Source organism: Pseudomonas sp. AC169, from assembly GCF_979258515.1.
Genome location: NZ_OZ409866.1, coordinates 3,448,048 through 3,472,947, shown reverse-complemented (window position 1 = coordinate 3,472,947; position 24,900 = coordinate 3,448,048). Strand labels below are relative to the sequence as shown.

General features: G+C 59.9%; 21 protein-coding genes and 1 pseudogene. 8 read left to right on the top strand and 14 right to left on the bottom strand.

The window, feature by feature from the left end; translation table 11 throughout:
* Positions 1-156 precede the first annotated feature (156 nt).
* The 4 genes from ACZZ0G_RS15595 to ACZZ0G_RS15580 all read left to right on the top strand — a co-directional run bounded on the left by ACZZ0G_RS15595 (position 157) and on the right by ACZZ0G_RS15580 (position 4,021).
* Positions 157-1,080 carry a hypothetical protein gene (locus ACZZ0G_RS15595; protein WP_463556731.1) on the top strand — a complete coding sequence of 308 codons (924 nt, stop codon included), beginning with the start codon at positions 157-159 and terminating at the stop codon, positions 1,078-1,080.
* A 222-nt stretch (positions 1,081-1,302) separates the two neighbouring features.
* Positions 1,303-1,677 carry a DUF6124 family protein gene (locus ACZZ0G_RS15590; protein WP_463556730.1) on the top strand — a complete coding sequence of 125 codons (375 nt, stop codon included), beginning with the start codon at positions 1,303-1,305 and terminating at the stop codon, positions 1,675-1,677.
* Positions 1,678-1,925: 248 nt separating this feature from the next.
* Positions 1,926-2,513, top strand: a complete 588-nt coding sequence (gene rimJ, locus ACZZ0G_RS15585; RefSeq protein WP_463556729.1) for a ribosomal protein S5-alanine N-acetyltransferase — start codon at positions 1,926-1,928, stop codon at positions 2,511-2,513.
* A 68-nt stretch (positions 2,514-2,581) separates the two neighbouring features.
* Positions 2,582-4,021 (top strand): ArnT family glycosyltransferase, encoded by a 1,440-nt coding sequence (locus ACZZ0G_RS15580; RefSeq protein WP_463556728.1) that lies wholly within the window; start codon positions 2,582-2,584, stop codon positions 4,019-4,021.
* A 68-nt stretch (positions 4,022-4,089) separates the two neighbouring features.
* Here the strand turns inward: ACZZ0G_RS15580 and ACZZ0G_RS15575 are convergent, their stop codons facing one another.
* Both ACZZ0G_RS15575 and pmrG read right to left on the bottom strand, forming a co-directional pair.
* A complete protein-coding gene (locus tag ACZZ0G_RS15575; protein WP_463556727.1) occupies positions 4,090-4,905 on the bottom strand; it encodes a phosphatase PAP2 family protein in 816 nt (271 codons plus the stop codon).
* Positions 4,902-5,573, bottom strand: a complete 672-nt coding sequence (gene pmrG, locus ACZZ0G_RS15570) for a lipopolysaccharide core heptose(II)-phosphate phosphatase PmrG (protein WP_463556726.1) — start codon at positions 5,571-5,573, stop codon at positions 4,902-4,904. Before pmrG ends, ACZZ0G_RS15575 begins: the two co-directional genes overlap by 4 nt.
* Positions 5,574-5,827: 254 nt before the next feature.
* Here pmrG and ACZZ0G_RS15565 point away from each other — a divergent pair.
* Positions 5,828-6,889 (top strand): annotated as a pseudogene (locus ACZZ0G_RS15565) (methyl-accepting chemotaxis protein); the annotation flags it as partial.
* Entirely contained in the window at positions 6,884-7,747 is an 864-nt protein-coding gene (locus ACZZ0G_RS15560; protein WP_371748303.1) for a methyl-accepting chemotaxis protein, read from the top strand. The pseudogene ACZZ0G_RS15565 and the gene ACZZ0G_RS15560, both read left to right, overlap by 6 nt.
* 177 nt (positions 7,748-7,924) lie before the next feature.
* Here the strand turns inward: ACZZ0G_RS15560 and ACZZ0G_RS15555 are convergent, their stop codons facing one another.
* The 7 genes from ACZZ0G_RS15555 to ACZZ0G_RS15525 all read right to left on the bottom strand — a co-directional run bounded on the left by ACZZ0G_RS15555 (position 7,925) and on the right by ACZZ0G_RS15525 (position 18,060).
* A complete protein-coding gene (locus ACZZ0G_RS15555; RefSeq protein ID WP_463556725.1) occupies positions 7,925-8,137 on the bottom strand; it encodes a FitA-like ribbon-helix-helix domain-containing protein in 213 nt (70 codons plus the stop codon).
* Positions 8,138-8,244: 107 nt separating this feature from the next.
* The gene (locus ACZZ0G_RS15550) at positions 8,245-9,618 is read right to left on the bottom strand and encodes a DUF1329 domain-containing protein (RefSeq protein WP_463556724.1); all 1,374 of its coding nucleotides are present in this window, start codon (positions 9,616-9,618) and stop codon (positions 8,245-8,247) included.
* Between the two features lie 131 nt (positions 9,619-9,749).
* Positions 9,750-11,708: a DUF1302 domain-containing protein gene (locus ACZZ0G_RS15545; protein ID WP_463556723.1), complete on the bottom strand. Its 1,959-nt coding sequence runs from the start codon at positions 11,706-11,708 to the stop codon at positions 9,750-9,752.
* Positions 11,709-11,757: 49 nt separating this feature from the next.
* Positions 11,758-13,047, bottom strand: coding sequence for a phospholipase (locus tag ACZZ0G_RS15540; protein WP_463556722.1), 1,290 nt, complete (start codon positions 13,045-13,047; stop codon positions 11,758-11,760).
* 230 nt (positions 13,048-13,277) lie between these two features.
* Positions 13,278-14,846, bottom strand: coding sequence for an FGGY-family carbohydrate kinase (locus ACZZ0G_RS15535; protein WP_463556721.1), 1,569 nt, complete (start codon positions 14,844-14,846; stop codon positions 13,278-13,280).
* Positions 14,847-14,866: 20 nt separating this feature from the next.
* Positions 14,867-16,459, bottom strand: coding sequence for a glycerol-3-phosphate dehydrogenase/oxidase (locus ACZZ0G_RS15530; RefSeq protein ID WP_463556720.1), 1,593 nt, complete (start codon positions 16,457-16,459; stop codon positions 14,867-14,869).
* Between the two features lie 5 nt (positions 16,460-16,464).
* Positions 16,465-18,060, bottom strand: coding sequence for an FAD-binding oxidoreductase (locus tag ACZZ0G_RS15525; protein ID WP_463556719.1), 1,596 nt, complete (start codon positions 18,058-18,060; stop codon positions 16,465-16,467).
* 208 nt (positions 18,061-18,268) lie between these two features.
* Here ACZZ0G_RS15525 and gliR point away from each other — a divergent pair, with 208 nt between their 5' ends.
* Both gliR and ACZZ0G_RS15515 read left to right on the top strand, forming a co-directional pair.
* A complete protein-coding gene (gene gliR / locus ACZZ0G_RS15520; protein ID WP_463556718.1) occupies positions 18,269-19,285 on the top strand; it encodes an AraC family transcriptional regulator GliR in 1,017 nt (338 codons plus the stop codon).
* Between the two features lie 514 nt (positions 19,286-19,799).
* Complete coding sequence (locus ACZZ0G_RS15515; RefSeq protein ID WP_463556717.1) at positions 19,800-20,165, top strand: DUF6124 family protein; 366 nt, start codon at positions 19,800-19,802, stop codon at positions 20,163-20,165.
* Between the two features lie 255 nt (positions 20,166-20,420).
* Here the strand turns inward: ACZZ0G_RS15515 and ACZZ0G_RS15510 are convergent, their stop codons facing one another.
* From ACZZ0G_RS15510 to ACZZ0G_RS15490, 5 genes are all read right to left on the bottom strand, one after another.
* Positions 20,421-20,789: a glyoxalase superfamily protein gene (locus ACZZ0G_RS15510; RefSeq protein ID WP_463556716.1), complete on the bottom strand. Its 369-nt coding sequence runs from the start codon at positions 20,787-20,789 to the stop codon at positions 20,421-20,423.
* Positions 20,790-20,907: 118 nt separating this feature from the next.
* Positions 20,908-22,365, bottom strand: a complete 1,458-nt coding sequence (locus ACZZ0G_RS15505) for an N-acyl-D-amino-acid deacylase family protein (RefSeq protein WP_463556715.1) — start codon at positions 22,363-22,365, stop codon at positions 20,908-20,910.
* 26 nt (positions 22,366-22,391) lie between these two features.
* Positions 22,392-23,030 carry a YdcF family protein gene (locus tag ACZZ0G_RS15500; protein ID WP_463556714.1) on the bottom strand — a complete coding sequence of 213 codons (639 nt, stop codon included), beginning with the start codon at positions 23,028-23,030 and terminating at the stop codon, positions 22,392-22,394.
* Positions 23,027-23,737, bottom strand: coding sequence for an HAD family hydrolase (locus ACZZ0G_RS15495; RefSeq protein WP_463556713.1), 711 nt, complete (start codon positions 23,735-23,737; stop codon positions 23,027-23,029). The genes ACZZ0G_RS15500 and ACZZ0G_RS15495 overlap by 4 nt, the downstream gene beginning before the upstream one ends.
* The gene (locus tag ACZZ0G_RS15490) at positions 23,703-24,878 is read right to left on the bottom strand and encodes an MFS transporter (RefSeq protein WP_463556712.1); all 1,176 of its coding nucleotides are present in this window, start codon (positions 24,876-24,878) and stop codon (positions 23,703-23,705) included. The genes ACZZ0G_RS15495 and ACZZ0G_RS15490 overlap by 35 nt, the downstream gene beginning before the upstream one ends.
* Positions 24,879-24,900 lie beyond the last annotated feature (22 nt).

The following is a 24,900-nucleotide window of genomic DNA, read 5'->3' as shown; positions in this document are numbered from 1 at the left end:
GAGAATTATGTGAACAGTCTCCCTGAAGGATCGAACATCCAACGTCCCCCCCTTCAAGCACACACTCAAATCCAGCAACATTTAATCCGCGCACTCCATGACGCTGGCTCGACGCAGCCTCTATGCTGCAAACATCGAGATGCAACGGAGTTAAAGATGAAAATCTGGATCGCCGCCACGCTGGCTGCACTGATTTCCCTGCCTGTCCACGCAGCAGATGCTGGCGCTGTGCGCGTCGAACCGATCGCTTTCACAACCAGTGCGGACAGTGTCCAGCGCAAACAATCGATCAAGGGTGACCAAACGGCGGAGTACCGATTCAACGCCAGAGCCGGCCAGATGCTCACCGTCGATTTCAAACCATCCAACACCTCCGCTTACTTCAACATTACTGCCAAGGGCGCGGATTACGCGCTGTTCAACGGCTCGATCATGGGCAATCATTTTTCTGGCTCCTTGCCTTCCGATGGCGAGTACACCGTTCAGGTGTACCTCATGCGCAATGCGGCACGCCGCAATGAGGTCGTCAACTATGCGTTGTCTCTGAGGCTCGCCACTGCCGATGCGGTGGACGGGGCAAAACCGTTCGAGCAGACACTGGAATTGCAGGGCATCCGCTTTCACGTCAGCCGTGAACAGGTCGATGGCCAATCCGTTTTGCGCATTGAACCCAAAGGCCTGGAAATCGATAACAGCGCGATCACCCGACCGCTCAAGGGCGATATCGTCCGCGCCGAGATTGGCGACCTGAACAACGACGGTTCGCCCGAGATCTACATCTTCACCCGCGTTCCCGGACGCGGCATGCCGGGGGAGTTGATCGCCTATTCGGCCAACAACAGGAAATCACTGAGCGAAATCTACCTGCCGCCGGTCAGCGACAATCCGAAGATCGCCGAGGGCTATCAGGGCGAGGATTCTTTTGCCGTGGTGGAGAACGCGCTGGTGCAGCGCTTCCCGGTGTATGACAGCGCTGACGCAGGTGCGGGCCGCACGGGGAAGATGCGCCAGGTTCAATACGCGTTGATCGCGGGCGAGGCCGGGTGGGTTTTGCGCGAAGAAAAGGTAACGGAGTATTGATTGCCCGTCACCGGGCTCACACCAGCGGATAAACCCGAAAAGCGCTTTATCGCCACGCCCTCCTTCCCACAACGAACGTCCTAGGAAAATTCCCGCAACACGCGTCGACTTTGATGAACTGGTGGACAGTTCCTCCTGGCGTTACCCTCCACAACCACTGCCATCCAGCGGAAGGTTTGGCAGCCGCAATTGCAGTGAATGTTCACTCCACGGAGCTACGTCATGAAGAAAATCCCTCGCCTTTCGCTGGTTGGCCCGGCACCGTCCGATGCGCCAACGTCCAGCACTCAAATCCAATCGAATAGCACCGAACGCAGCGAGGCGTCGAAGCGGCGGCGTAGCGTGCCGCTGAATCAGCTCATTAGGGTGCGCGACGATGTCGACACACTCACCCTGCTCACCCACGCCAGCGAGATCCTCGATTCCCTCGCGGCCATCAGCGCAAACTTTGCCGATGAGTTCGATGGCTCGAAACGTCATGTGGCGGTGGCGATGAAGCAATTGAGCGCGCTGGCCGAAATTCTGATTTGTCGGGCAAGGGACAATCTGGATCCGCATGGACCGCAGACCTCCTCCGGGCCTGAAACCCGCCATTGACGGGCGAAAACCCGGTGCGCGGTTGCGCATCGGACTGCATTGGAGCCGCCCATCGAGATGAATTTTTCTTCACTGCAGCGGCGCGGCCAACCCTTGTACAGTCCGCTCGCTCATTCAAGAAACTACGGTTCGCCCGCGCTCCTGCGGGCTTTTTTTTGCCTGAAACAAAGTCCCTTCTTCGCCACGACTTGCCGTGACCCCGCTGATTGCGCGACTCTGCCGGAAGATCCCAAACCCCGGAGCGCCCGATGCCGCTGTTGACCCTGCCCTGCCAACGCCTGACGCTGGCGATACTCGCTCCGGATCAGGCCGAGCTTGAAAGCGAGTTCTACCGACGCAATCAGCGCCACCTCGCGCCATGGTCGCCGATCCGCACCACTGACTATTTTTCCACCGAACAGATTCGCCGACGCCTTGAAATACAGGCCAGCGCATTCGAGGCCGGACTGGCCATGCATTTCGCGCTACTGACCCCGGATGGCCAGCAGATGATCGGCGCCTGCAACTTCAGCGGCATTATTCGCGGGGCCTTTCAGGCGTGTTATCTGGGTTATCACATCGACGAGGCCCGACAGGGACAGGGTTTGATGCAGGAGGCGCTGGAGGCGGGTATCGGCTACATGTTCGACAGCCAGAACCTGCATCGGATCATGGCCAACTACATTCCCGGCAACGAGCGCAGTGAGCGCTTGCTTGAGCGGTTGGGCTTCGAACGTGAGGGTTACGCCAAGGCGTATCTGAACATTGCCGGGCGCTGGCAGGATCATGTGCTGACGGCGCTGGTCAATCCGCAGTTCGAAACGCCGGACAAGCGTTGGTCGCGACGACTGGCCTGAGCTTCACAATTTATTCAGGATTGCCGCCGTATGCTTAGGCTCCCGCCCCGTCCGGTTGCCTGAACCCTATGTCACGTGCCGTCACTTCGCTGTTTCTGCTTGCCGCCCTGTTGTTTTTCTTCGCATTGGGCGGCCATCAATTGCAAGGCTCCACCGAGGCTCGCGTCGCCGGGATCGCCATGGAGATGCATCTGGACGACGACTGGGTGACACCTCGCTTGTTCGGCGAACCGTTTCTGGAAAAACCACCGCTAAGCCTGTGGCTGGACGCTGGCGCCATGCGCGTGTTCGGCGTTTCACCGTGGGCGGTGCGACTGGCGTCGGCGGTGGCCGGCTTACTCAGTGTGATGCTGCTATATGGCATGTTGCGGCGTTTCGAGCGGCCGAAAATGATTGCCTGGACCGCAGGCATTCTGCTCGCGACCATGGCCAGTTACTGGAGCAATGTGCGCGGCGTTGGCGAGGACGCGCTGCTCGCACTCGGCGTGACCACGGCGCTGCTGGCCTTTTTCCAGGCGCAACGGGCATCGACCGTGGGCAACTCGCTACTGTTTGTCGTCGGAATTGCCATCGCCACATTGAGCAAAGGTGTGTTGGGGCTGGCCATGCCCGGGGTGGTGATTTTTGCCTACCTGCTGGCTGACAATCTGATGGACAAGCGCCTGAAAATCGCCGACTGGCTGCGACCGGGCTTACTGACCCTGGTCGGTTTGATTCCGCTGCTGATCTGGCTCGTCATCCTCTTTCAGCACGGCGGCGCACAAGCCGTCAGAGAAGTGCTGTTGACCAACAGCGTCGGGCGCTTCAGCGGATCGTTCGTCGAGGCCGGGCACTACGAACCATTTTATTACTACCTCGCCAAACTGCCGGAAGCCTTTCTGCCCTGGAATATTCTGGTGTACCTGGGACTCTGGCATTTCCGCAAACAACTGAAGGTTAACCGTTACCTGTTGTTTTTCAGCCTGTGGATCATTGCGCAGTTCATCATGCTGACCTTGGCGTCGAGCAAGCGCACGGTGTACCTGATGTCGATGACACCAGCCGCTGCGGTGATCGCAGCGGAGTATGCGGGCGTGCTGTTCGAGCGATTGAAGCAGTACGAATCCGGCAATGGATTCGTAGGCCGAATCGCCCGTCACCGTCAGACATTGGCAGTAACTGTGCTCACGCTGGTGATCGGCAGTTACCTCGCCGCCGCGCAATGGGCACTGCCCCACGCCGACAAAAAGCTTTCATTCCTGCCATTGACCGCAGAGATTCAGGCTCTGCAAACTGCCGGGCATCAAGTCGCACTGTTTCAGGCCAATGAGCGGGTCGGTGGCGCCACGGTCTTCTATACCCAGCAAGTACTCAAAGGGCTGGATACCGAAGTGCAGTTGCGAGATTTCCTCGCGGCCTCGCCATCCCATGTCGTGGTAATGGCCGGTGACAGTGAACCCGCGCCGCTACTGAAAGTACTCAAGACCATGATGGTCGGGCGTCAGGCGTATTACTTCGTCGGCTATTGAGGGACCTGCGCAGCCCCATAAAAAAACCCGCCGATGATTGGCGGGTTTTTCATTTGATCCGCACGGGCTCAGATAGAGACCTCAGCACTGAAAGCTTTCTGCTCACGCTTGCCAAGCACCGGCACCTCCAGCCGTGCCCGCCCGTAGAACGCCAACGCCGTCAGCAAACACGCCAGCCACACAAAGATTCCCGCCCAGAAGGTGTGGGACATGTAATGCCAGCCCTGCAGGACGCGGGTGGTGCCGTAAACAAAACCCAACAGCAGCGAGCCCCACAAGATTGCACTGGAAAAACGCCATTGATAGCGCCGCGCCACGAAATACAGCGCCAGCATGGTGAAGCCACCCGACGCATGACCACCCGGCCAGCACCGGCCACTACCGGCTTCGTGGAACAGTTGAAAGTTGCTGTACCACTCAATGTGAGCCATTTTCCCGCCGTACAGCGTGGTCTCGATCGGGCAGTAAACGCTGGTGTGGGATTTGAGGAAGTGGATCACTCCCGTGCAGACCGCAAACGCGACCACCACAAACAGAAAATCCCTACGATGATCAGCGGCAAATCGCAGTACTGGCGCGACTTTGCTGCGCTCCAGCATCGCAGCGAGGCGCGGACGCTTGTGCGGATTGACCAATGGCCAGACCAGCGACAGCAGCGCGCCGATCAGCGCGATTTCCGCCGTCCAGTTGGGAATGATCCGCGCCCATTTGTGGGTGAGCTTTTCAAAGAAGTGGATTTTGTCGAGCGGGAACGACTGCGTCAGTGGATCGAACAGCAGGTTGCTGAAGGCGATGTCGATCTTGGTCATGTCGAACATCAGGAACACCAGCGCCGCGCAGGCTAGCGGAATGCCGAAGTTATAAACGTAGAAACGGGATTTCATCGGGTGGTCACCGTGCGCCAGTCAGAGGCTTCAATGAAGCCGAACATCTTGGGAGCCGCCGGGCTGGCAGCAGAAACAAATAACGACGAGCCGTAACCCACGTCCGAGATCGGCACTTTGAGGTCTTTCTCGATTTGCGCCATGCATTCGCTGTGGGTCACCAGGACCAGATTGCGACCGGGCACCTTGTGGGCCAGCGCATCCTGCAACATGCGGCCCCGGCAATCGATCAACCAGTCTTCGCCGCTGGCGGCATGGTTGAACATGTAAGCGGCGGTCTGCACCGTGCGCATCGACGGGCTGTTATAGATGTCGGCGTTGTTCAGGCCCAGTTGTGCGAACTGTGCACCGACCGCCACCGCGACACTGCGCGAGCGATCGGTGATGCCGTCATTGCCACTCAGGCACGCAGCCCGGGAGTGATCGCAACGCTCAACGTGCCGCACCAAGACGATCATGTCTCCCTTGGCCCATCCCGCGGCCAACGCTTGCGCACCGGCGACATTGCCGTGGGCCAGGTCCGGCACCGCCGCCGGCGCCAGTAACCACAGGGTCAGCGGGATCACCAACACCGATGCCGCCAACATCACCCAGGTGTTGCGAAAACGAGCCAAAAAGCTCAGATCGATCGAGCGTTTGACGCCGAACAGACTCAGTCTCAATTCCACAAAAAACCGCCTCGCCACTCTGCATCACGGGTTCATTCGATGCGGCGAAGGTACAGAGGCGGGCGTGGGTAGCCAGTGAAACCCATGTGAAAAAAGTCTTGGGATCCGTTGTTACAAATTCCGTAGGACAAAATCCTTTCAGCTCTGGGAAATGCGGCCGATACAAACCTGCTAACACCCTTGCTGGCTCAAAAAAACAACAATCTTCCAGCCTAACCGACGACAAGAAACCCAACGTTTCTGGAGGATTTTTGATGAATAGCTGGTTCGGCAACATCAGCGTGAACATGAAACTGGGCCTGGGCTTCGGCCTCGTGCTGGCCCTGACCTGCGTGCTGGCCCTGACGGGCTGGACCAGCCTCGGTGGCCTGATCGACCGCAGCAACTGGATGAGCGACATCACCCAGCTCAACGCCGGTCTGACCAAACTGCGCGTAGTACGCTTGCAGTACATGCTGACCAATGGCGATGAAACCGCCGCGCAAAACGTGCAGACCACCCTTGAAAGCTTCGCCGCGCAACAACAGAAGCTGATCAACAGCTTCAAGAGCCCGGAAAACGTCAAACTGCTCAAGGAGCAGGCCGCGACCATCGCTGAATACCAGACGTCGCTGAATAAAATGCGCAATGCCTATCGCACCGGCAACAGCGCCCGCGACAGCATGAGCGTGAGTGCCGAGACCGCGTACAACCAGATCGAGTCGATCAGCAAACGCGTGCAGCAGATGGACATGAGCGAGCAGCGTTTCGAACAGTTCCAGGCGATCACCGCCGCCAAGGAAGCGTTCATCCTCGCGCGCTACGAAGTGCGCGGCTACACCGCCACCACCAACGCCGAAACCGAGCAGAAAGCCGTTGGCCAACTGGATGTCGCGATCGCCAGCCTCAAGCAACTGAACGTGCATTTTGCTGACTCGCAGCAAGACGCCCTGCGTCAGCTGGAAACCGCACTGGTCAACTATCGCAGCGCGTTGATGGCGTATAAAAACGCCAACACCGACGCGGTGCAGGCGCGGAAAGAAATGACCGATCAGGGCGCCGCCATCGTTACCACGAGCGAGCAGCTGTATCAGATCCAGCTCGACCGTCGTGATATTGAAAGCGCCCAGGCGCGCACCTTCCAGTTGATCAGCACCCTGCTCGCCCTGCTGGTCGGCGTGATTGCTGCGGTGATCATCACCCGTCAGATCACCCGCCCGCTGCAAGAAACCCTCGCTGTGGTCGAGCGTATCGCCAGCGGCGACCTGACCCAGAACGTCACCGTCACCCGCCGCGACGAACTCGGCGTGCTGCAACAAGGCATCGCCCGCATGGGTGTGACCCTGCGTGACTTGATCAGCGGCATCCGCGACGGCGTCACCCAGATTGCCAGCGCCGCCGAAGAACTGTCCGCCGTGACCGAGCAGACCAGCGCCGGTGTGAACAGTCAGAAAGTCGAGACCGATCAGGTCGCCACCGCCATGCACGAAATGACCGCCACCGTGCAGGAAGTCGCGCGCAATGCCGAAGAAGCTTCGCAAGCAGCCGCTGCTGCTGACGGTGAAGCGCGTGAAGGCGACAAAGTCGTTAACGAAGCCATCGCGCAGATCGAGCGTCTGGCCAGCGAAGTGGTGCGTTCGACCGAAGCCATGAGCGTGCTGCAACAGGAAAGCGACAAGATCGGCAGCGTCATGGACGTGATCAAGGCCGTGGCCGAACAGACCAACCTGCTCGCCCTCAACGCCGCGATTGAAGCCGCCCGTGCCGGTGAAGCCGGTCGTGGTTTTGCCGTGGTCGCCGACGAAGTACGTGGTTTGGCCCAGCGCACGCAGAAATCCACCGAAGAAATCGAAGGTCTGGTCGCCGGTCTGCAGAACGGCACCCAGCAAGTCTCGGCGGTGATGAGCAACAGCCGCGCCCTGACCGACAGCAGCGTGGCGCTGACGCGCAAGGCTGGCGCATCGCTGGAAAACATCACCCGCACGGTGTCGAACATCCAGTCGATGAACCAGCAGATCGCTGCGGCGGCTGAGCAGCAGAGCGCCGTGGCGGAAGAGATCAGCCGCAGCATCATCAATGTGCGCGACGTGTCGGAACAGACCGCAGCGGCGAGTGATGAGACGGCAGCGTCGAGTGTTGAACTGGCGCGTCTGGGTGGTCAGTTGCAGCAGATGGTCAGCCACTTCCGCGTTTGATCTTCGTACAGCGCTGAAGCCAAAAACCAATCGCGGGCAAGCCCGCTCCCACAGGGTTCTGAGTCGTTCACAGATGTTGTGTTCGGCTCAGGACGTGTGGGAGCGGGCTTGCCCGCGATTGCGTTATGGCTTGCGCTACTGATGCGTGGTCATACCGTGAAACTGCGTGCCCCGCTTTCAACGCAAAGGCAAATCCAGCTCAACTCCGCCAACGCTTCTGAACCGCTCTTTGATCGTAGTCCCCAAGCCGCCAGTGGATTGATTCTGCTCAAGAGCGTTCTTCAAAATCACACACGCTTGCTCTTCAATCGATCGAGCATTGAGGTCGGCCGCCACCCTAAGCGCTTCGTAGAGCTGAGGGTCAAGATTGTCGATGGTCAAACTTGCCACAATGCACTCCGTCATTACTGAAATCGCAGCAGCGGAGGCTAACATGAAGCTTTTGCTGCGACGGTTTCAGGTTGTAACGTTGAGAAAACCGCGGCAGGTCTGCTACCTCACCGCGTACCCCGCTGCCGCAACGCCGACGGCATAAAATACGTATCCTCCGGCACCGGCTGCGCGAAATCGACAGTCTCCGCTTCCTCGTTATCAAGGTTCTGCACGTAGTAACGCCGTGCCTGCAAATCGTGGAAAACATCCAGCGCACTCCACGTCGTCGGCAGGTCGTAGAAGTTTTTCAGGTAGGCCATAGACACCCGCCACAACTCCCCTCGCCCGTCGTATTGATCAACCAGCGCGGCGCCCCAGCTGTCTTCATCGAGAAACAGCACACGCTTGGAATAGATGTGTCGCGAACCCGGTTTCAGGTTGCCTTCCACCACCCAGACCCGGTGCAATTCGTAGCGGGTGTATTGCGGGTTGAGGTGGCCCGGGGTGAGCAGTTGCGCGTACTTCACGTCGGGGCTGGCGACTTTGTAGTTGTTGTAGGGGATGTAGATTTCCTGTTTGCCCTTGAGCTTCCACTCGTAACGATCCGGCGAGCCGTTGAACAGGTCGGTGTCGTCGGCGGTGCGCAGGCCATCGGAGGATGCGATCGGCGTGTCGTAGGCGAGGTTCGGTGCGCGACGCACGCGGCGTTGGCCGGCGTCGTAGATCCAGGCCTGGCGCGCATCTTTGAGTTGATCGAGGGTTTCGTGCACGAGGGCGGCGCCACCGGCCAGTCGCGCCGGGCTTTTCACGAAGGCGAGGTAGTAGAACAGGATGTTTTTCAGGTCGGCGAACTGGCCGTTCGGGCGGTAATAGTTGAACAGCGCTTCCTGCTGCGAAGTCACCAGCGCGAAGCTGCCGTTGCGCTGGACAGGCGCTTCGGAAGCGCGGCGCACGACGTAGATGCCGCGATAGCGGGTGATATGGTTCCACAGCACTTCAACGCCGTCCTTGGGCACCGGGAATGGCACGCCGCCGTAGGCATCGGAGAAGCCGCTGCCGCCTTCGAGCAGTTTCGCCGAAGTGGCGTTTTTCAGGGTGTTGTCGTACAGCCATTGCGGTGCCGAACCGGAGCGGCGGGACGGATAGATCGGCATCTGGAAGGTGTCGGGGTAGCTGTTGAACAGGGCGATCTGGCCGGGGCTGAGGTGGACTTTGTACTGGTCGAGGTTGGCTTTGGTGATGGTGAACAGCGGTTTGTCGGCGGCAAATGGATCGGGGTGATGCTGGCCCGGTTTGTAGCCGGCCGGGGCTTGAGTGATGCCGCCGGTCCACGCGGGGATGGTGCCGGCGGCGTTGCCCGCGCGTTCGGCGCCCATGGGGGTCAGGGTGGTTTTCAGTTGTTCGGCTTGTTGTGGGGTGATGGCGGCCAGAGCGGTGCCTGCGGCCAGGGTCAGAAACAGCACTAGCGATGTTTTTGTCAGTCTTGAAGTGTGAATCATGACTTTCTCCAAAAATACAAAACCTGTGGGAGCGAGCCTGCTCGCGAAAGCGGTGGGTCAGTCGACATCAATATTGAATGTGCCGGCCTCTTCGCGAGCAGGCTCGCTCCCACAGGGGCTGTGTGTAGCCTTTAAAGGAAATACTTGAGGTTGAACCCGACGTTGTCGCGGTCGCGGATGCCGTTGTTCTGCCCGCCGCCGTAGAACTCGGTGTATTGCAGTTCGGCTTCGAGCTTGTTCTGGTAGTTGGCCTTGATCCCCAGCGTGTAGGCCTTGCGACCTTCGATGGTGTTGCCGGCCTGATAGCTGTTGCCCTCGAAATCGTCCTTGTAAACGATGTACGGCGAGACGTTGACCCCGGCGTACACATCGTTCCAGGTGCCGTTGAGCATCGCCGTGTAGCTGTAGGAATTGCGATTGACCTGATCGTCGCGATCACCGCCAGACACATAGGAATAGTTACCGGTACCGGCGTAGTAACGACGACTGCCGTCATACGCGGTGTATTGCAGACTGCTGCCGCGCAGGTGTTCAGAGGCCAGTTCGAAGATGCCGAACAGCGAGTCGAACGAGGCCGTCGGGCCAAAGTTGTAAATGGTCCCCAGCGAGGTGTTGAACGCTTCGACACGTTCGGCGTTGTTGATCTCGCTGTTGAGATTGACCATCTGCCCGCCGACATTGATCGACCTGCCCGTCACCGCCACGGCAGCTCCGTTGGCCAGGTCACCGATCAAATCGTTGGTGGCTGCGACACCGATCGGCAGATTCGGCCGATAAGCAATTTCACCGAACACCGATGCCTCGCCCAACGTGGTGTTGAAGCTGAAGCCGTACATGCGAATGTCTTCGGCATAACGCCGATGCGCCTGGATATTGCCCATCACATCCGCCGTGGCCAGACCGTTGGCCAACGCCCCGGCCTGACTGCCAGCGACGCCCGTCAGCAGATTGGTCAGCGCATCCATGTCGATGCCGTTGTAGCCGCCCAGGTCCGCCGCGATGGTCGGTTCCTTGGCGTGGTAGTTGACCAGGTACAAACCGAACTCGGTGCTGTTGAGTTGTTCGGCGATGTAGCGAAAGGCGAAGCCGAACTGGCCATCGTTGCGTGCGTTGTAGTCCTTGCCGATGCTCGCCACTTTCAGCGTGTTGCCATAGGCCGGCGTCACGCCGTTGGCGTACAGGCCAGTGGTTTGCAGGGCGGAACTCAGCAATGGGTTGTTGCCCAATGCGCTGTACAAACCGATGACGTTACCGAAGCCCGGTACCGGCGTGTCGAGCGCTGTACCGCTGAAGTTGTTGTAACCGGTGTTGCCACCGTCGGCGAACAGGTCGGTCTGCGAGTAGAACGTACCGACCGGATCAATGCGAGTCTCCTTCCAGTTGGTCTGGTAGAAACTCTCCATGGTCAGCGAATCGGTCAGGCCGATGTTGAAACTCAGCGCCTCAACCGGCACCAGCACTTCCTTCACTTCCGCGCCGGGCAAGCGGTACTTGGCGGCATCCACCGGGTTGGTGGTGTTGATCCCGCCGCGATAGAAAATCCCCTCGCCCCAGTTGAACACCTGCCGACCGACGCGCGCCGTCACCGGCATCTGCGCAACGTCCCAACTGCCATGCACATAAGCGTCGAGCATCTCGATGCGGCTGCCGGCGATGTCGCGGGTCTGGCTGGTGAAATGGTTGTCCTGCGGGTAGCTCTGGCTCGGCTGCGACGGGCTGTTGTTGTCGTAGTAGTCGTTGCGCTTGTCCATCAGTTGCGTGTCGTAAAACGCGGTGCCACGCACGAACACGCCATAGTTCTGATAGTTGGCTTCAAGCTCGGAGGTGATCTTGTACACCTCGGAAACCAGCCCGGTGTCGAAGTTGCGATTGCCGTCGTTGGTGTTGACGTCGTCGTTGGTTTTATCGCGGCCCTGCACCCGCCACAAACGGCCATAGGACAAGGTCGTGTCGAGGGAGCCGGTGACCTGTTTGTCCATGAAACTGAACTCCACCGCGTGCGCCGCATCGACTGCGCACAGTTGCAGCAGCCCTGCCAGGCCGACACCGGGGAGCGCCGCGCCCGTCAGGCGCAATCGAGTGTTGATCATGTATTCCTCCTTCCCTGTTTTTTATTGTTTTGTTGTCCTGCCGCGAGGGCTAGGGCGCCAATCCCGCGCTGACGTAAATCCGGCTGTGCGCGCCGAAATGGCCGAGCAACTTGAACAGTTGCTGATTGAGTGCCGGGTGGTCGAAATCTTCGCGATGCAGTTGATTGCCGCTGCTGAAATCACTGGTAGGCGGTGCCGTCTCAAGCCACTGCCCGATGGCCTCGTCGAACGCTGCGGAATCGTTGACCGACTCGGCGCTGACCACTTCGCGCAAGTAGTCGACCGAGTACGGCGGGTAGGTTTTGTCCTGAGCAACATCGGCGTAAGCCGCGAGCATCGGATGCGGCTGACCGGCGCGCAGCAAGCGCCGCAGCCAGGTCGACTGATACTTCTCGACCTCCATGTGCCGCGTGGCGACGCGTTCGATTGAGGCCTGTTTGTCCTCAGCGAAACCAGCGATTGCCTTGCCTTCCAGCAACAAAAGACTGGCGAGATCGACACCGGGCAACGGCTTGGCGTGGTACGGCTGGGTCAGGTCCTGAATGTGATGCAGGCCCCAGCCGAGAAAGCGATAACCCCAATACGGATGACCGCTGGCAAACGCCAATCGCGCCAGGCCCATGTATTGATACCCGCGCCAGTCCGGCCAACTGCGCTCGAGGAAACCGGCAGCGGCATACACCACCGCGCTTTCATGGAAGAAGCCCATGTGGAACGGCGCCTGCGAGCTGTACTGAAAACGCGCATCGCCGAACGGTTGCGGGCCGAAGCCGTACAGCGCGCCGACCTCGCCAGGGTTGTCGCTGAACAGGTTGATGTCGTGGCCGTAATCCGGCTCGTCGGCGGCGCTGGCGAGCACGGCCAGCGCTGCGACTTTTTCGTGATCGGCGATGACGATGAAGCGCTGGCGATTCCACGGTGACAGGGTCTGCTCGACCATGACCTGATTGGCCTGCAGATGCTCACGTTCGGGCAGGTCTTTGCCGGGCAATGGCTGGATGACCATCGCCAGATGAATCTCGGGATTGATGCGCAGCGCAGTGAGAAAGTCGTGGCGCAAATTGTCACTCGGCACCGCCGGCAATTTCAGATTGTCGGGGCGTGGCGGGTACTGAGCGAAGTGCTCGCGGGCGAAGCTTTCCTGCTGCTCCAACAGCGCCAGAACGGCGGGATATTGCTCGGTGAGAAACTGCTCAAGTGGCTCGACTTCAACCTGCGGTGCATCACGCAACGCCGGCAGATCCTGCAACGCCAGATAGCTGCCGACCGTATGGTTGGACCAGCCCCAGGCGCTCGGGGCCGTTGCACAAAGCAGCAACAGGAGGAAGGTCAGCTTCATTGCTTCTGGTTCTTATTGGAGGTGCCGTGGGGGATGAGCCTAACAACCGACCCCGCTGGTGACACTGTCCGATCTCACCAGAAAAGTTCTCCGATGGCGCCACATCGAGTCGCAATACGGTCCCTGTAGGAGCTGCCGAAGGCTGCGATCTTTTGACGTTGATCTTGAAAAACAAGATCAAAAGATCGCAGCCTTCGGCAGCTCCTACAGGGGGATTTGTGGTGTGCTTTTTAGGCGGGGTAACCGGTGATTTTGCGGATGCTTTGATACAGCGGTTTGAGTTGGCGGTACATGCGCAGGTAGACGTCTTTGTACAGTTGCTCGTAGATTTTTTGCGCATCGGGTTGTGGGGTGAAGACAGCCCCTACTCTGGTCATTGAAGCGATGGCCGTGGGGAAATCCGCATGCAACCCCAACCCCACCGCACAACAAATCGCCGCGCCCAGACCCGACGCTTCATACACATGCGGACGCTCCGCCGGCAGGCCGAAAATATTCGCCGTCAGCTGCATCGCCGCATCACTCTGCGAGCCGCCACCGGCAACGCGCAGACGCTTGACCGAGACCTTCGAACGCCGCTCGATATTCTCCATGCCTTGGCGCAACGCATACGCCAACCCTTCCAGAATCGCCCGGTAAATATGCGCACGGGTGTGTACATCGCCGAAGCCGATCATTGCGCCTTTCGCCTCGACACCCGGCTCGCGAATCCCCGGCGACCAGTACGGTTGCAACATCAGGCCCATCGACCCCGGCGGTACCGCCTCAACCAGTGCATCGAACAACTGCTCCGGCTCGATGCCCTGCTCTTTGGCCTGCTGCATCTCGCGCAACCCGAACTCGTTCTTGAACCAGCTGACCATCCAGTAACCGCGATAAATCATCACCTCGCAGTTGTACTGATCGGGCACCGCTGACGGATACGGCGGGATCAACGGGACAATTTCCAGATAGCGCGAGCGGGTGCTGGTGATCGTCGCCGTGGTGCCGTAAGACAGGCACACCGTATTCGCATCGACCACGCCGGCACCGACCACTTCGCAAGCCTTGTCAGCGCCGGCAGCAATCAACGGCAAACCTTCGGGAATGCCGGTGTGGCGAGCGGCTTCAGCGGTGATGTAGCCAAGGGTTTCACCGGGTTTTTGCAAGCTCGGCAATTGCTCGGGACGCACCGCCAGCGCCTGCCATTTCCAGTCACTCGGCGCGGCCCATTTCAGGCGTTTGAAGTCGAACGGCAGATAGCCGACGCAGCAACCCACCGAGTCGACAAAACGTCCGCACAGTCGATGCGTGAGAAACCCCGAGAGCAGTAAAAACTTGTCCGTCGCCGCCCACACCTCAGGCTGATGCTGAGCGATCCAGTTCGCCTCAGCCTGGGCACGAAAATAATCCACAGTGCCCTGCGCGCCGACAAGTTTGAACAGCCAGCCCCACGGCCCTTTGATCCCGCCCTCGACTTCGCTCTGACGCTGATCGAGCCACAGAATCGCCGGGCGCAATGGCTTGCCCTCGGCATCGACATTGATCACCGTGCCGCGCTGCGTGGTCAGGGAAACGCCGGCAATCTGCGAACGGTCGATGCCGGTCTGTGCCCAGACCTGCTGACACGCCTCGCCGAGTTTCGCCCAGTAATACTCTGGATCCTGCTCGGCCCAGCCCGGTTGCGTCGAGTAATACGCCTGTAATTCGACCTTGCCCTTACCGAGCAGATTGCCCTGCAAATCGAAGAGCAGCGCGCGCACGCTCTGGGTGCCGTTGTCGATGGCCAGCAGGTAACGCTTGTTCGGGTGGTTATCCATGGAGCTCTCTTCAAGGGGCATCAAGGCGTGGCATCCGGCAAGCCGTGATGGCGTTGCCACAACGCCCGGTAACGCTGAATTTCCTGCTGCCAGTGTTCGTCGCTCCAGGCCAGTCGTGGCTGGCAGACCTGGCGGATGGCGGCGAAATAGTCTTCGCCACCGCGCGGTAGCAGCAAACCGAGACGCGTGCGGCGCAGGAGCAGATCGTCGAGGTGCAGAACCATTTCAGTCTCACAGGCGAAAGCCAGTTCGGCCCACAGAGTGTCTGTGGCACCCACCGTTTCGTGCCCTACTTCAACGAGCAACCGCGCCAACCTCGGCAGGTCGCGGCCCTGCCGTCCGGCCAGACGTCGCCATTGTTGGCTGCTCAACTCTGGAATCGCCAGCGCAGGGACGGCGGCAAAAACTGGCGCGGCGTCATCGACGAACGGACGTTCGAGCATGGCCGCGCAGGCCTTTAGCACTTCAATGGCTTGCGGGCGAAACGTGGTCAGTTTGCCGCCGGCCAGGGTCACGCAACCGGGCTCCTGCCACAGCACATGTTCACGGGTTTCGTTCGACGGCTTGTCTTGATGCGCACCTGCGCTGCCCACCACCGGACGCACGCCGGACCAGGTCGATAGCACGTCATTCGCCGTAACCTCAGCGCCGGGAAACTGCTGCGTGCAGGCCGCCAGCAGATAGTCGAGTTCTTCAGCGCTGATGCTCGCGCTCTGATCCAGATCCTCGCGATGATCAAGATCCGTGGTGCCCACCACCGTCGCGCCCTCCCACGGAAAAACGAACACCGGACGCCGATCACGCTCATGTAAAAACGTGAACGCCTGTGCAACCGGCAAACGCCAGCCCGGCAGCAATAAATGACTGCCGCGTAACGGTCGTAATTGCCGAGGGGTCTCATTCGGCCGCAAGCGTTCCGCCCACGCACCGGTGGCCACGGCGAGTACGCCACAGCGCAATTGCATTGACGTGCCGGCCTCGCAATCCTCGATTTGAACGCCGCACACTCGGCCGTTTTCACGCAGCAGCTGTTCGACGCGCACGCCATTGACCACGACCGCTCCCTCGGCCCGCGCTTCGCTCAACACACGCATCACCAGCCGCGCATCGTCGGTCAGCGCATCGACAAAACTGGTGCCGCCGAGCAGGTCATTTTCTCTCACGCCCGGCGCCAGATATCGAAGCTGTTGCGCATCATGAAAGCGATGGCTGCGCCGTCCCGCCAAGGCGTCGTATACGCTCAGCAAACCACCCAGCACCCGAGGCCCGGGAAAGCCGCCGCGATAGTGCGGCATCAGGAAACTCATCGGTTCGACCAGCCCCGGCGCTTCGTCGAGCAAGCGCTGGCGCTCGCGTACCGAATCACGGGTCAGGCGCCACTGGCCCTTGGCGATGTAACGCAAACCGCCATGGACCATTTTCGAAGAACGGCTGGAGGTGCCCCAGGCGAAATCGCGTTGCTCCAGCAGCAGGCAGCGCCAGCCACGACGCGCCGCTTCGCGCAGTATTCCGGCGCCACTGATGCCGCCGCCAATGACGATCAGATCCCAGGGTTCCTCGGCCAGCGTCGGCAGAATCTGCTCGCGCCACGCGGCGTTCCAGTCCTGACTCATGGCCGTCACTCCGTCAACAGCGTGCCGGGGTTGAGGCGCCCGGCCGGATCGAAGTGTTTGCTCAGCGCCTGCAACGCATCCATCGCCAGTGCGCCCTTCTCGCGCAACAGGTACGGCGCGTGATCCTTGCCGACGCCGTGCTGATGGCTGATGGTGCCGTGGTTGTCGACGATGGTCTGGCTGGCTGCGTGCTTGAGCGCTTTCCAGCGCGCGAGTGTCGCCGGATAGTCAGCCGCCGGGCGAAACACGTAAGTGGTGTAGATGCTCGAACCTTCGCCGTAGACGTGGGACAAGTGGGTGAACACATGCACGCGTTCGCCCTCGACGGCCAAGGCCTCGCGCAGGCTGTTTTCGATGCGGTTGAGCAGGTTGTCGACGTTGCTCCAGTCGGTGGCGGTTTCGAGGGTGTCGACCACGTAACCGGCGTTCCACAGGTTTTCGCGCAGGTAAGGGAAACGGAAGCGGTTCTGCGCCCACTTCTTGCCGAGCAAGGTGCCGGTGAACACGCCGCCGAAGGCCTTCAGATGCTGCCGCGCCTGCGTCAGCGACAATGCATTTTGTCGGCGATTGCCGGTGACGCCGAAGGTCAGCAGGCATTTACCCTCTGCCGCCCCCCTTAGCTTCAGGTACTTTTCCAGCCAGGCGATTTGTTGCGGATGACCGGCCAGCGCCAGTTGCGTTTCGGTTTCCACGGCGTTGGACAGGCGCAGCATCGACAGCGGTACGCGCGCCTGGGCCAATTGGCGGATGGCTTGCAGGGCCTTGGTCCAAGAGGGCAGAAACACGCCGTAGAAACGTTCATCGGCCGGCAGCGCACTGACCCGCACCTTGACCTCGGAAATGACCCCGAATCGGCCCTCGCAACCGAGCACCACTTCGCGCAGATCAGGACCCGCCGCTGAGGCCGGGAAAGTTGGAATTTCCAAAGGCCCGGCAAAGGTTTCCAAGGTTCCGCCCGCAAACAATTGCTCGATCCGGCCATAGCGCAACGATTGCTGACCACTGGAACGGCTAGCCACCCAACCGCCCAGCGTCGACAGCTCCCACGACTGCGGAAAATGCCCCAGCGTGTAGCCTTTCGCGCGCAGCTGGCTCTCGACCTGCGGGCCACTCGCACCGGGACCAAACGTCGCCAGCAGACTCTGTTCGTCGAGGTCGATCAGGCGAGTCATCCGCGCCAGCGACACCGTCACCACCGGCCGCGCCGACTCCGGCGGATTGATATGCCCGGCCACCGACGTGCCGCCGCCATACGGGATCAGACACAAGTCCTGTTCATGGGCGAGCGCCAGCAATCGGCGAATATGTTCAGCGGTTTCGGGAAACGCCACCGCGTCGGGATAATTGCCCAGCGCACCCTCGCGCAACGCCAACCAGTCCGGCAGGCTCTGACCTCGGGCATGCAGCAAGCGATCATGGGCATCGACGCTGTACAAGCTGTGCGCCGGCAATCGGGATATCGGCACACGGGCCAATGCTGTTTCGAGCGAAGCATCGGGCAGCGCGCGCCCCTCGCCCAGTCGCTCATGAAGAAACTCCGCGCCCTGGGCCGGCAGTTCGACCACCGTGCTTGCCTCTCCCCAGCCGTTCCAGCGTCGCATGCGTGTGTCCTTTTTGCCGTCAGATCAGTGATATTTCAGGCACCCATACTAGCCAGCGGCCGCAAAGTGTCACGGTCGCATCCGGCCAGTTCCTGTAGCCAATTGAGTCAAACGTCGCGCAAGCGTCAGCCATTTACTTTAGACGCGGTTTCAAATTACCTTTCAGGCTTTCATCCGCCCACGCGGCCGTCGATCAAAGGAAGGGATCATGCAATCGCTCGGCTTCACCTCGGTTCCGCCCCTGCTCAAATACCTGCGCCATGCTGAACAACTGGGCATGGCCATCGAGCCTGCGTTGGCGGCAGCGGGTTTGCAGACGCAACAACTGAGCGATAACACCCTGCGTTTGCCCGGTGAGGCGCATGAACGCTTGCTGGATTATTTCTGCGAACACTCGGGCGATCCGCTGTTCGGGCTCAACGCGGCGAATTTCGTTCTGCCCAATTCGTGGAGCGTGCTCGGTTACATCACCATGAACTGCGCGACCCTCGGTGATGCGATGAGCCGGATCATGCCGTTCGAGAAACTGGTGGGGGACATGGGCGTCAGCCGTGCCGAGTTGCAGGACGGCCATGTACATTTGATCTGGACCTGCCGCTATCAGCGCCCGCGCATTCGTCGGCATCTGGTGGAAAACGTCCTCGGTTCCTGGCTGCAATATGCGCGCTGGATCGCCGATACGCAGATGTCGCCGGCCGCTGTCTGGCTCGAACACGCCTGCCCCGCCGAAGCGACGCCAGCGCAATATGAAGCGTTTTTCGATTGCCCGGTGTCGTTTGATCAACCGTATTCGGCGCTGATCGTACCGCTGGCTTATTTGCAGTTGCCGTTGCGCCAGGCGGATGCGCAGTTGCTGCGCACCCTGGAAGAACACGCACTGGGGTTGATGGCAACGCTGGAGGATGCGTCGCTTGAGCAGCAGGTGAAGAACATCCTGCGGCAGTTGCTCAAGGAAGGGCTGCCGCGCAAGGAGCAGGTCGCCGAGCAGCTCGCTGTTTCAGTGCGCACGTTGCAGCGGCAGTTGCATCAGGCGGGGACGTCTTATCAGCAGATTCTCGATGATCTGCGTCAGGAGCTGGCGGAGCATTATTTGCTCAACAGCACGCTGCCGATTCAGGACATTGCGCAGTATCTGGGGTTTACCGAACCCCGCTCGTTTCACCGCACGTTCAAGAGTCGGCGGGGGATGCCGCCGGGGGAGTTTCGGCAGATGCATCGGGGGTGATTGTTCGGGCCTCTTCGCGAGCAGGCTCGCTCCCACAGTTGATCTCCGTTGTTCACAAAACTGATGGCCACCGCAGACCCATTGTGGGAGCGAGCCTGCTCGCGAATGCGCCAGTTGCAGCACCCGATTCCTACAGGTAAATCTTCGATACTTGAGCGCAATAAACATCCCGCACCACAGGCGTTTAAAGACACTCAGCGTTACGCGAAACAGCCCACAAATCCTTGCGCCGTAACCTACGCCTAAGCCAGAATCCGCCGGCTTGTGCGCCCGGAGCATGCTGCGTAACTTGATTGCGTCACTGATCCCAGTGATCGGGTTTAGTAGCCCGGTGGTAACTCTGCTGGTCGTACACTCATCACAGGTGCTCCCGCACCTGAGCTTTATGGTGGCTGTACGCAGGGCGCTTCGGCGCGCCGGCTTAGCTGAGTTCCCCGGTCTACTAACCTGCGTACAGCTGCCACCCTTTCGTTTAGTAGCCAAAGGGTTGCCGCTCAATAAAGGGAACACAGCTATGTTCAAGATAACGCCAAACCCGCCGGTCACCGACCCGGCCTCCCCCTACGAATCCGCTGATTCAAAGAAATTCCACGAAGCCGCCGAGCGCGCGCTCGACCACTATCTCGGTCCGACGAACGCCGACCTCATGGCCACCCCCTACTCCCCCAACACGCTGTACATGGCCAACCCCAATGCCGACACCGAATCCCTGCTGGCCGACGCCAGCGAAACCCTGGGTTCGGCGACGGTCATGCTCAACAACCATGCCGCGCAGGTTGAAGGCACGCACCGCAAGACGCTGCAGGGTATTGCGCAGGTGGTGATGGTGGCGGAAATGGCCGTTAATCGCGTGTTGGACAGGTTGGTGCCGACCGAATAACAAAAAAAGCCCGCTACCCCAACTGTGATGGTTGGGTGGCGGGTTTCTTTTTGCGCTGTGCCATTTTCCCCTCACCCCAGCCCTCTCCCGGAGGGAGAGGGGGCCGAACGGGGGATATTTGTGAATGACATCGACCTGACAGTGCTGCTTTGAATCCATAATCGCTGCAGATCTTTCAGGTCAATGGATAACTTCATACACCTCGGTCAGTCCCCTCTCCCTCCGGGAGAGGGCTAGGGTGAGGGGCTTTTCGCTTCAGAGGCTGATCGCGTTGGTGAACACCAGCCGATTACCAAACGGATCGGCAATCGTCATGTCCTGGCTGCCCCACGGCATCGCTTGAATCTGCGGGTGCGAAAACTTGTAGTCCTTGGCGATCAGTCGCTGTTGGAAAGCTTCCAACTCATCCGTCTCGATACGCAGCGCCGAACCCGGGCACGCATCGCCGTGATGCTCGGACAAATGCAGCACACATTCACCGCGAGACACCTGCAGATACAACGGAAAATTCGCCTCGAAGCGATGCTGCCAGTCGATCTTGAAACCGAGGAAATCGACGTAAAACTCGACAGCCTTGGCTTCATCGAAAATCCGCAGAATCGGGGTGGTTTTGCCGAAGCTCATGGGGTGCTCCCTGACTGATTGGCCCCACAGTGTAGACGGGGTGGATGTCAGCAATTCGGCCTGTTGATGGCTTTCTTTAGTCGCAATGTGCCATCACTGTGACGCAGTCCGCGAAACCTCAGTGAAAGTTGTCGCGCAAATCACCCTCTCGGGCGAGAAAGCGGCCTTCCCTGCGACCATTCGCCTGCCCGTCGCGATAGCTCAAAACACCGTTGATCCAAACACCGTCGATGCCCAACGCCGCACGTTGCGGGTCGTGAAAGTCGGCCACATCACGCACAGTCACCGGGTCGAACAACACCAGATCCGCCCAATATCCCTCACGAATCTCGCCTCTTTCCTTCAGACCAAATCGCGCCGCCGACAGACCGGTCATCTTGTGCACCGCGGTGTGTAACGGAAACAGCCCGACGTCGCGACTGAAATGTCCCAATACCCGTGGGAAAGCGCCCCACAGGCGCGGATGCGGGAACGGGTCTTCCGGCAATCCGTCAGAGCCGACCATCGACAATGGATGCGCGAGGATTCTTCGTACATCCGCCTCGTCCATGCCGTAGTACACCGCACCCGCCGGTTGCAGGCGTTTCGCGGCATCGAGCAGCGGCATGTTCCATTCGGCGGCGATGTCGATCAGGTCGCGGCCGCTGACCTCGGGGTGCGGGGTCGACCAGGTGATTGTGATGCGATGCGCATCGGTGACCTGCTTCAAATCCAGCGTCGATGAACTCGCCGCGTACGGGTAGCAATCGCAACCGACCGGGTGGGTTTTGGCGGCGTCTTCCAATGAGGCGAGCAACTGCGGACTGCGCCCCCAGTTACCCACGCCGGCGCATTTGAGATGAGAAATAATCACTGGCGATTTCGCATGTCGACCGATTTGAAAGGCTTCATCCATGGCCTCCAGCACCGGTTCGAATTCACTGCGCAGATGCGTGGTGTAAACCGCGCCGAACGCCGTGAGTTCTTCGGTCAGTTGCATCACTTCATCGGTGGAAGCGCTGAAGGCGCTGGCGTACGCCAGACCTGTGGATAACCCAAACGCGCCCGCCTCCAGACTCTCACGCAGTTGCTTGCGCATCGCCACAATTTCCTCCGGCGTTGCACTGCGAAACAGGTCATCCAGATGATTGCTGCGCAGCGCCGTGTGGCCGATCAGTGCCGCCACGTTCAGCGTGGTATTCGCCGCTTCGACCGCCGCACGGTAATCGCTGAAGCGTGGATAAACGAATGCCGCCGCGCTGCCGAGCAGGTTCATCGGATCCGGCGGATTGCCCTTCAGACTGACCGGCGAGGCGCTGATCCCGCAGTTGCCGACAATCACCGTGGTCACGCCTTGGCTGAGTTTTGGCAGCATCTCGGGCTGACGAATCACCACGGTGTCGTCGTGGGTGTGCACGTCGATGAAACCGGGCGCCAGCACCCGCCCTGCCGCGTCGATTTCTTCAGTGGCGCTCGCATCGTGCAAGTCGCCGATGCGTTCGATGCGCCCCTTACGGATTGCTACATCGGCGGGGTAGCCGGCCACGTTGCTCCCATCGATGATGAGCGCATTGCGGATCAGCGTGTCGTACTGCATGTCAGTCTCCCGGCGGCAGACTGGTATCAATGTCTGCCCTTGATCAAATGGTGATCGAAGCCTTGTTCTATCAGGTATCGCCAGGCCGCCTCAACCGCTTCGGGAATCACCTGCGGGGCCTGAAAACCCAGCGAAGGGTAAACCATGATCCGGTGCACATCGCCGACCATTTCGTCGATCACCCCCAAGACTCCGATCAGATTGCTGATCTCGTCAGGAAAACTGAACGACGGCGCGTCCACCCAAGCTTCAACTTCGGGCCACTGAACGGGCAAGGTCAATGCCACGCGGCGGATCGAATTCGGCTTGGTCAGAAAGGTCGCCCGGCGTACATCGGGAAACAGCGCCTTGGCAAACGCAATGTTTTCAGCAAAGTTGGTGGCGCGCGATTCCAGGGTGAACTGATCCGGCCTGACGCCCAGCGCCATGGCCCGTTGGGCAAAAATATCGGCTTCGCTGCGGTCCCACAAATGCTTCGTCCAGTTGCCGGTATGGCCGGTGAACAGCAGGTGTTCAGCAATCCCTTTGCTCAACAGTTCGCAGGCGTAATCGCAGACTCTGAGGTCGTAGGAGCCGCAGACCACAATCAGTTCACACCGCTTGTGCGTGCGCCCGGCGCCAAGGAAATCCCACAGAACGCGGGCGTGTTGCAGGGTCTGGGTCATGGCCGGGCGAACCTCTGTGCAATGTGCCCACTGATGCGCAGACCGCGCTCGGTGTAAGCGTGTGGCCCCGCCTCTGTCCGGGAAACCGCCAGCGCAGTGAAATCGGCATACGCACACAGCGCACCGTGCGCGGTCAGGGTTGGGTCATCGCCAATGCCGATACACAAGGCGCCGCTGCTGATCGCCGACTGCACACCGCTGACTGAGTCCTCGAAGACCAGACATTCATCGCTCTGACGCGCCAATTGAGCCGCTGCCAGGCGATAGGGATCGGGGGCCGGTTTGCCACTGCGTACGTCGTCTCGACAAATGATGCTGTCAAAGACCGAGGTCAGATTGTGTTGCTGCAGAACATGCTCGACGCGTGCCCGCCAACTGCTGGTGACCAGCGCCAGGGGCACCGCGCAATCCTTGAGCAGCGTGATAAACGCCGCGACGCCGGGCACCAGCGAACAATCGGAAAGCTCCTCAAGGGTATCGACCTGTTGCTTGATCGCCACCCGTTCCTGTTCGTCAAACTGTCCGAACAAGGCTTGTAACGTGTAGCCGCCCGGGCGCCCGTGAATGTGCTCGTGGATAAACGCCTGATCGACTTCGATACCGTATTGGCGCGCGACGGTGGTCCAGGCCGCTTCAATGACCTCGCGAGACTGGATCAGCACGCCGTCCATATCAAAGCAGACGGCGGTAAAGGTTCGTTGTGTCATGAGTTGAACTTCGCATTTTCAGATGAGCGAGAAATGCCAGCACTGTGCCCACCAGGGCAAACAGCGCCATCACGTAATAGGACCACTGCGGGTGAGTTTCGTACAAATACCCGGCGAAGGGCGTCGCCAGCCCCATGGGCAAGGCCACCGCCAGAGAGTAATAAACCCCTTGAGTAAAGACTTGAATATCCTGCGGCGCGTGATCGCGAATAAAGCGCATGATCGCCGCGTGATACGCGGCAAAACTCAACGCATGCAGGCACTGCCCGAGCACGATCACTGGCAGCGCATCGCTATTGGAAAACAGCGCCCAGCGCGCCGCAGCACAGACGCTGGAAAACATCACGATGGATAACGGCGAGCACCACGACAGGACTTTGTTGGACAGGGCGAAATAGCTGATTTCGGCAATGACCGCCACCGACCAGAACATCCCGATGGCCGACGAAGAGTAGCCCTTCACGCCCCAACCGATCGACGCGGTGGAGAAATACAGGGTGTGGCTAAGTTGAATGAAACTGGCCGCGGCAATCGCGATCAACAGACTTTTTTGCGCCAGCAACGCCTTCCAGTCCGGCCGTTTGATTGCGCGCCTGAGCGGTTCCGCTTGCGTGCGCGAGACCTGGCGTTTCAAGCGCAGACAGGCGATGGCGGTAAACAACATGCACGCGGCCACCACCATCGGCACCCATGACTGGCTGTACTGCGCAAACAGAAAACCGCCCAGGGTCGAGGTCAGAATAAACGCCGAGGACCCCACCGCCCGCACCCAGCCATAGTTCTGCAGCGCCTGTTTATCGCGCTTGAGCAGATAGGCCTCGGACAAGGGCAACACCACCATCCACAGCCCGCCAAACAGAATGCTCAGCCCGACAAACAGCCACAAATGCACCGGCACGAAATAAAACAGCGCGGTGCACAACGCCGCCGAGAAGCCGAGAAATGCCGCCAGACGCAGTTGGTCTACACGCCAGTCGGCCACGTAGGTGATAAACACTCCGCTGAACACCTGTGGCCAGTACGCCGCCGCAATCAGCAGGCCGATCTGACTGGCGCTCAAGCCCAGTGAATCAAGCCAGGTTGGCCAGAACGGATAGATGATCCCTTCTGCCGCAAAGAATCCGAAGAAGATTAGATACATTCGATATCCATACGCTCGATCC

What these genes read in the sequence shown, in the direction of transcription:
- ACZZ0G_RS15540 (WP_463556722.1), bottom strand. Translation starts at nt 13,047, where the DNA reads ATGAAGCTGACCTTCCTCCTGTTGCTGCTTTGTGCAACGGCCCCGAGC.
- ACZZ0G_RS15545 (WP_463556723.1), bottom strand. Translation starts at nt 11,708, where the DNA reads ATGATCAACACTCGATTGCGCCTGACGGGCGCGGCGCTCCCCGGTGTC.
- ACZZ0G_RS15505 (WP_463556715.1), bottom strand. Translation starts at nt 22,365, where the DNA reads ATGCAGTACGACACGCTGATCCGCAATGCGCTCATCATCGATGGGAGC.
- rimJ (WP_463556729.1), top strand. Translation starts at nt 1,926, where the DNA reads ATGCCGCTGTTGACCCTGCCCTGCCAACGCCTGACGCTGGCGATACTC.
- ACZZ0G_RS15580 (WP_463556728.1), top strand. Translation starts at nt 2,582, where the DNA reads ATGTCACGTGCCGTCACTTCGCTGTTTCTGCTTGCCGCCCTGTTGTTT.
- ACZZ0G_RS15535 (WP_463556721.1), bottom strand. Translation starts at nt 14,846, where the DNA reads ATGGATAACCACCCGAACAAGCGTTACCTGCTGGCCATCGACAACGGC.
- ACZZ0G_RS15515 (WP_463556717.1), top strand. Translation starts at nt 19,800, where the DNA reads ATGTTCAAGATAACGCCAAACCCGCCGGTCACCGACCCGGCCTCCCCC.
- ACZZ0G_RS15550 (WP_463556724.1), bottom strand. Translation starts at nt 9,618, where the DNA reads ATGATTCACACTTCAAGACTGACAAAAACATCGCTAGTGCTGTTTCTG.
- ACZZ0G_RS15525 (WP_463556719.1), bottom strand. Translation starts at nt 18,060, where the DNA reads ATGCGACGCTGGAACGGCTGGGGAGAGGCAAGCACGGTGGTCGAACTG.
- ACZZ0G_RS15575 (WP_463556727.1), bottom strand. Translation starts at nt 4,905, where the DNA reads ATGAAATCCCGTTTCTACGTTTATAACTTCGGCATTCCGCTAGCCTGC.
- ACZZ0G_RS15530 (WP_463556720.1), bottom strand. Translation starts at nt 16,459, where the DNA reads ATGAGTCAGGACTGGAACGCCGCGTGGCGCGAGCAGATTCTGCCGACG.
- ACZZ0G_RS15510 (WP_463556716.1), bottom strand. Translation starts at nt 20,789, where the DNA reads ATGAGCTTCGGCAAAACCACCCCGATTCTGCGGATTTTCGATGAAGCC.
- ACZZ0G_RS15500 (WP_463556714.1), bottom strand. Translation starts at nt 23,030, where the DNA reads ATGACCCAGACCCTGCAACACGCCCGCGTTCTGTGGGATTTCCTTGGC.
- gliR (WP_463556718.1), top strand. Translation starts at nt 18,269, where the DNA reads ATGCAATCGCTCGGCTTCACCTCGGTTCCGCCCCTGCTCAAATACCTG.
- ACZZ0G_RS15560 (WP_371748303.1), top strand. Translation starts at nt 6,884, where the DNA reads ATGGGTGTGACCCTGCGTGACTTGATCAGCGGCATCCGCGACGGCGTC.
- ACZZ0G_RS15495 (WP_463556713.1), bottom strand. Translation starts at nt 23,737, where the DNA reads ATGACACAACGAACCTTTACCGCCGTCTGCTTTGATATGGACGGCGTG.
- ACZZ0G_RS15595 (WP_463556731.1), top strand. Translation starts at nt 157, where the DNA reads ATGAAAATCTGGATCGCCGCCACGCTGGCTGCACTGATTTCCCTGCCT.
- ACZZ0G_RS15590 (WP_463556730.1), top strand. Translation starts at nt 1,303, where the DNA reads ATGAAGAAAATCCCTCGCCTTTCGCTGGTTGGCCCGGCACCGTCCGAT.
- ACZZ0G_RS15490 (WP_463556712.1), bottom strand. Translation starts at nt 24,878, where the DNA reads ATGTATCTAATCTTCTTCGGATTCTTTGCGGCAGAAGGGATCATCTAT.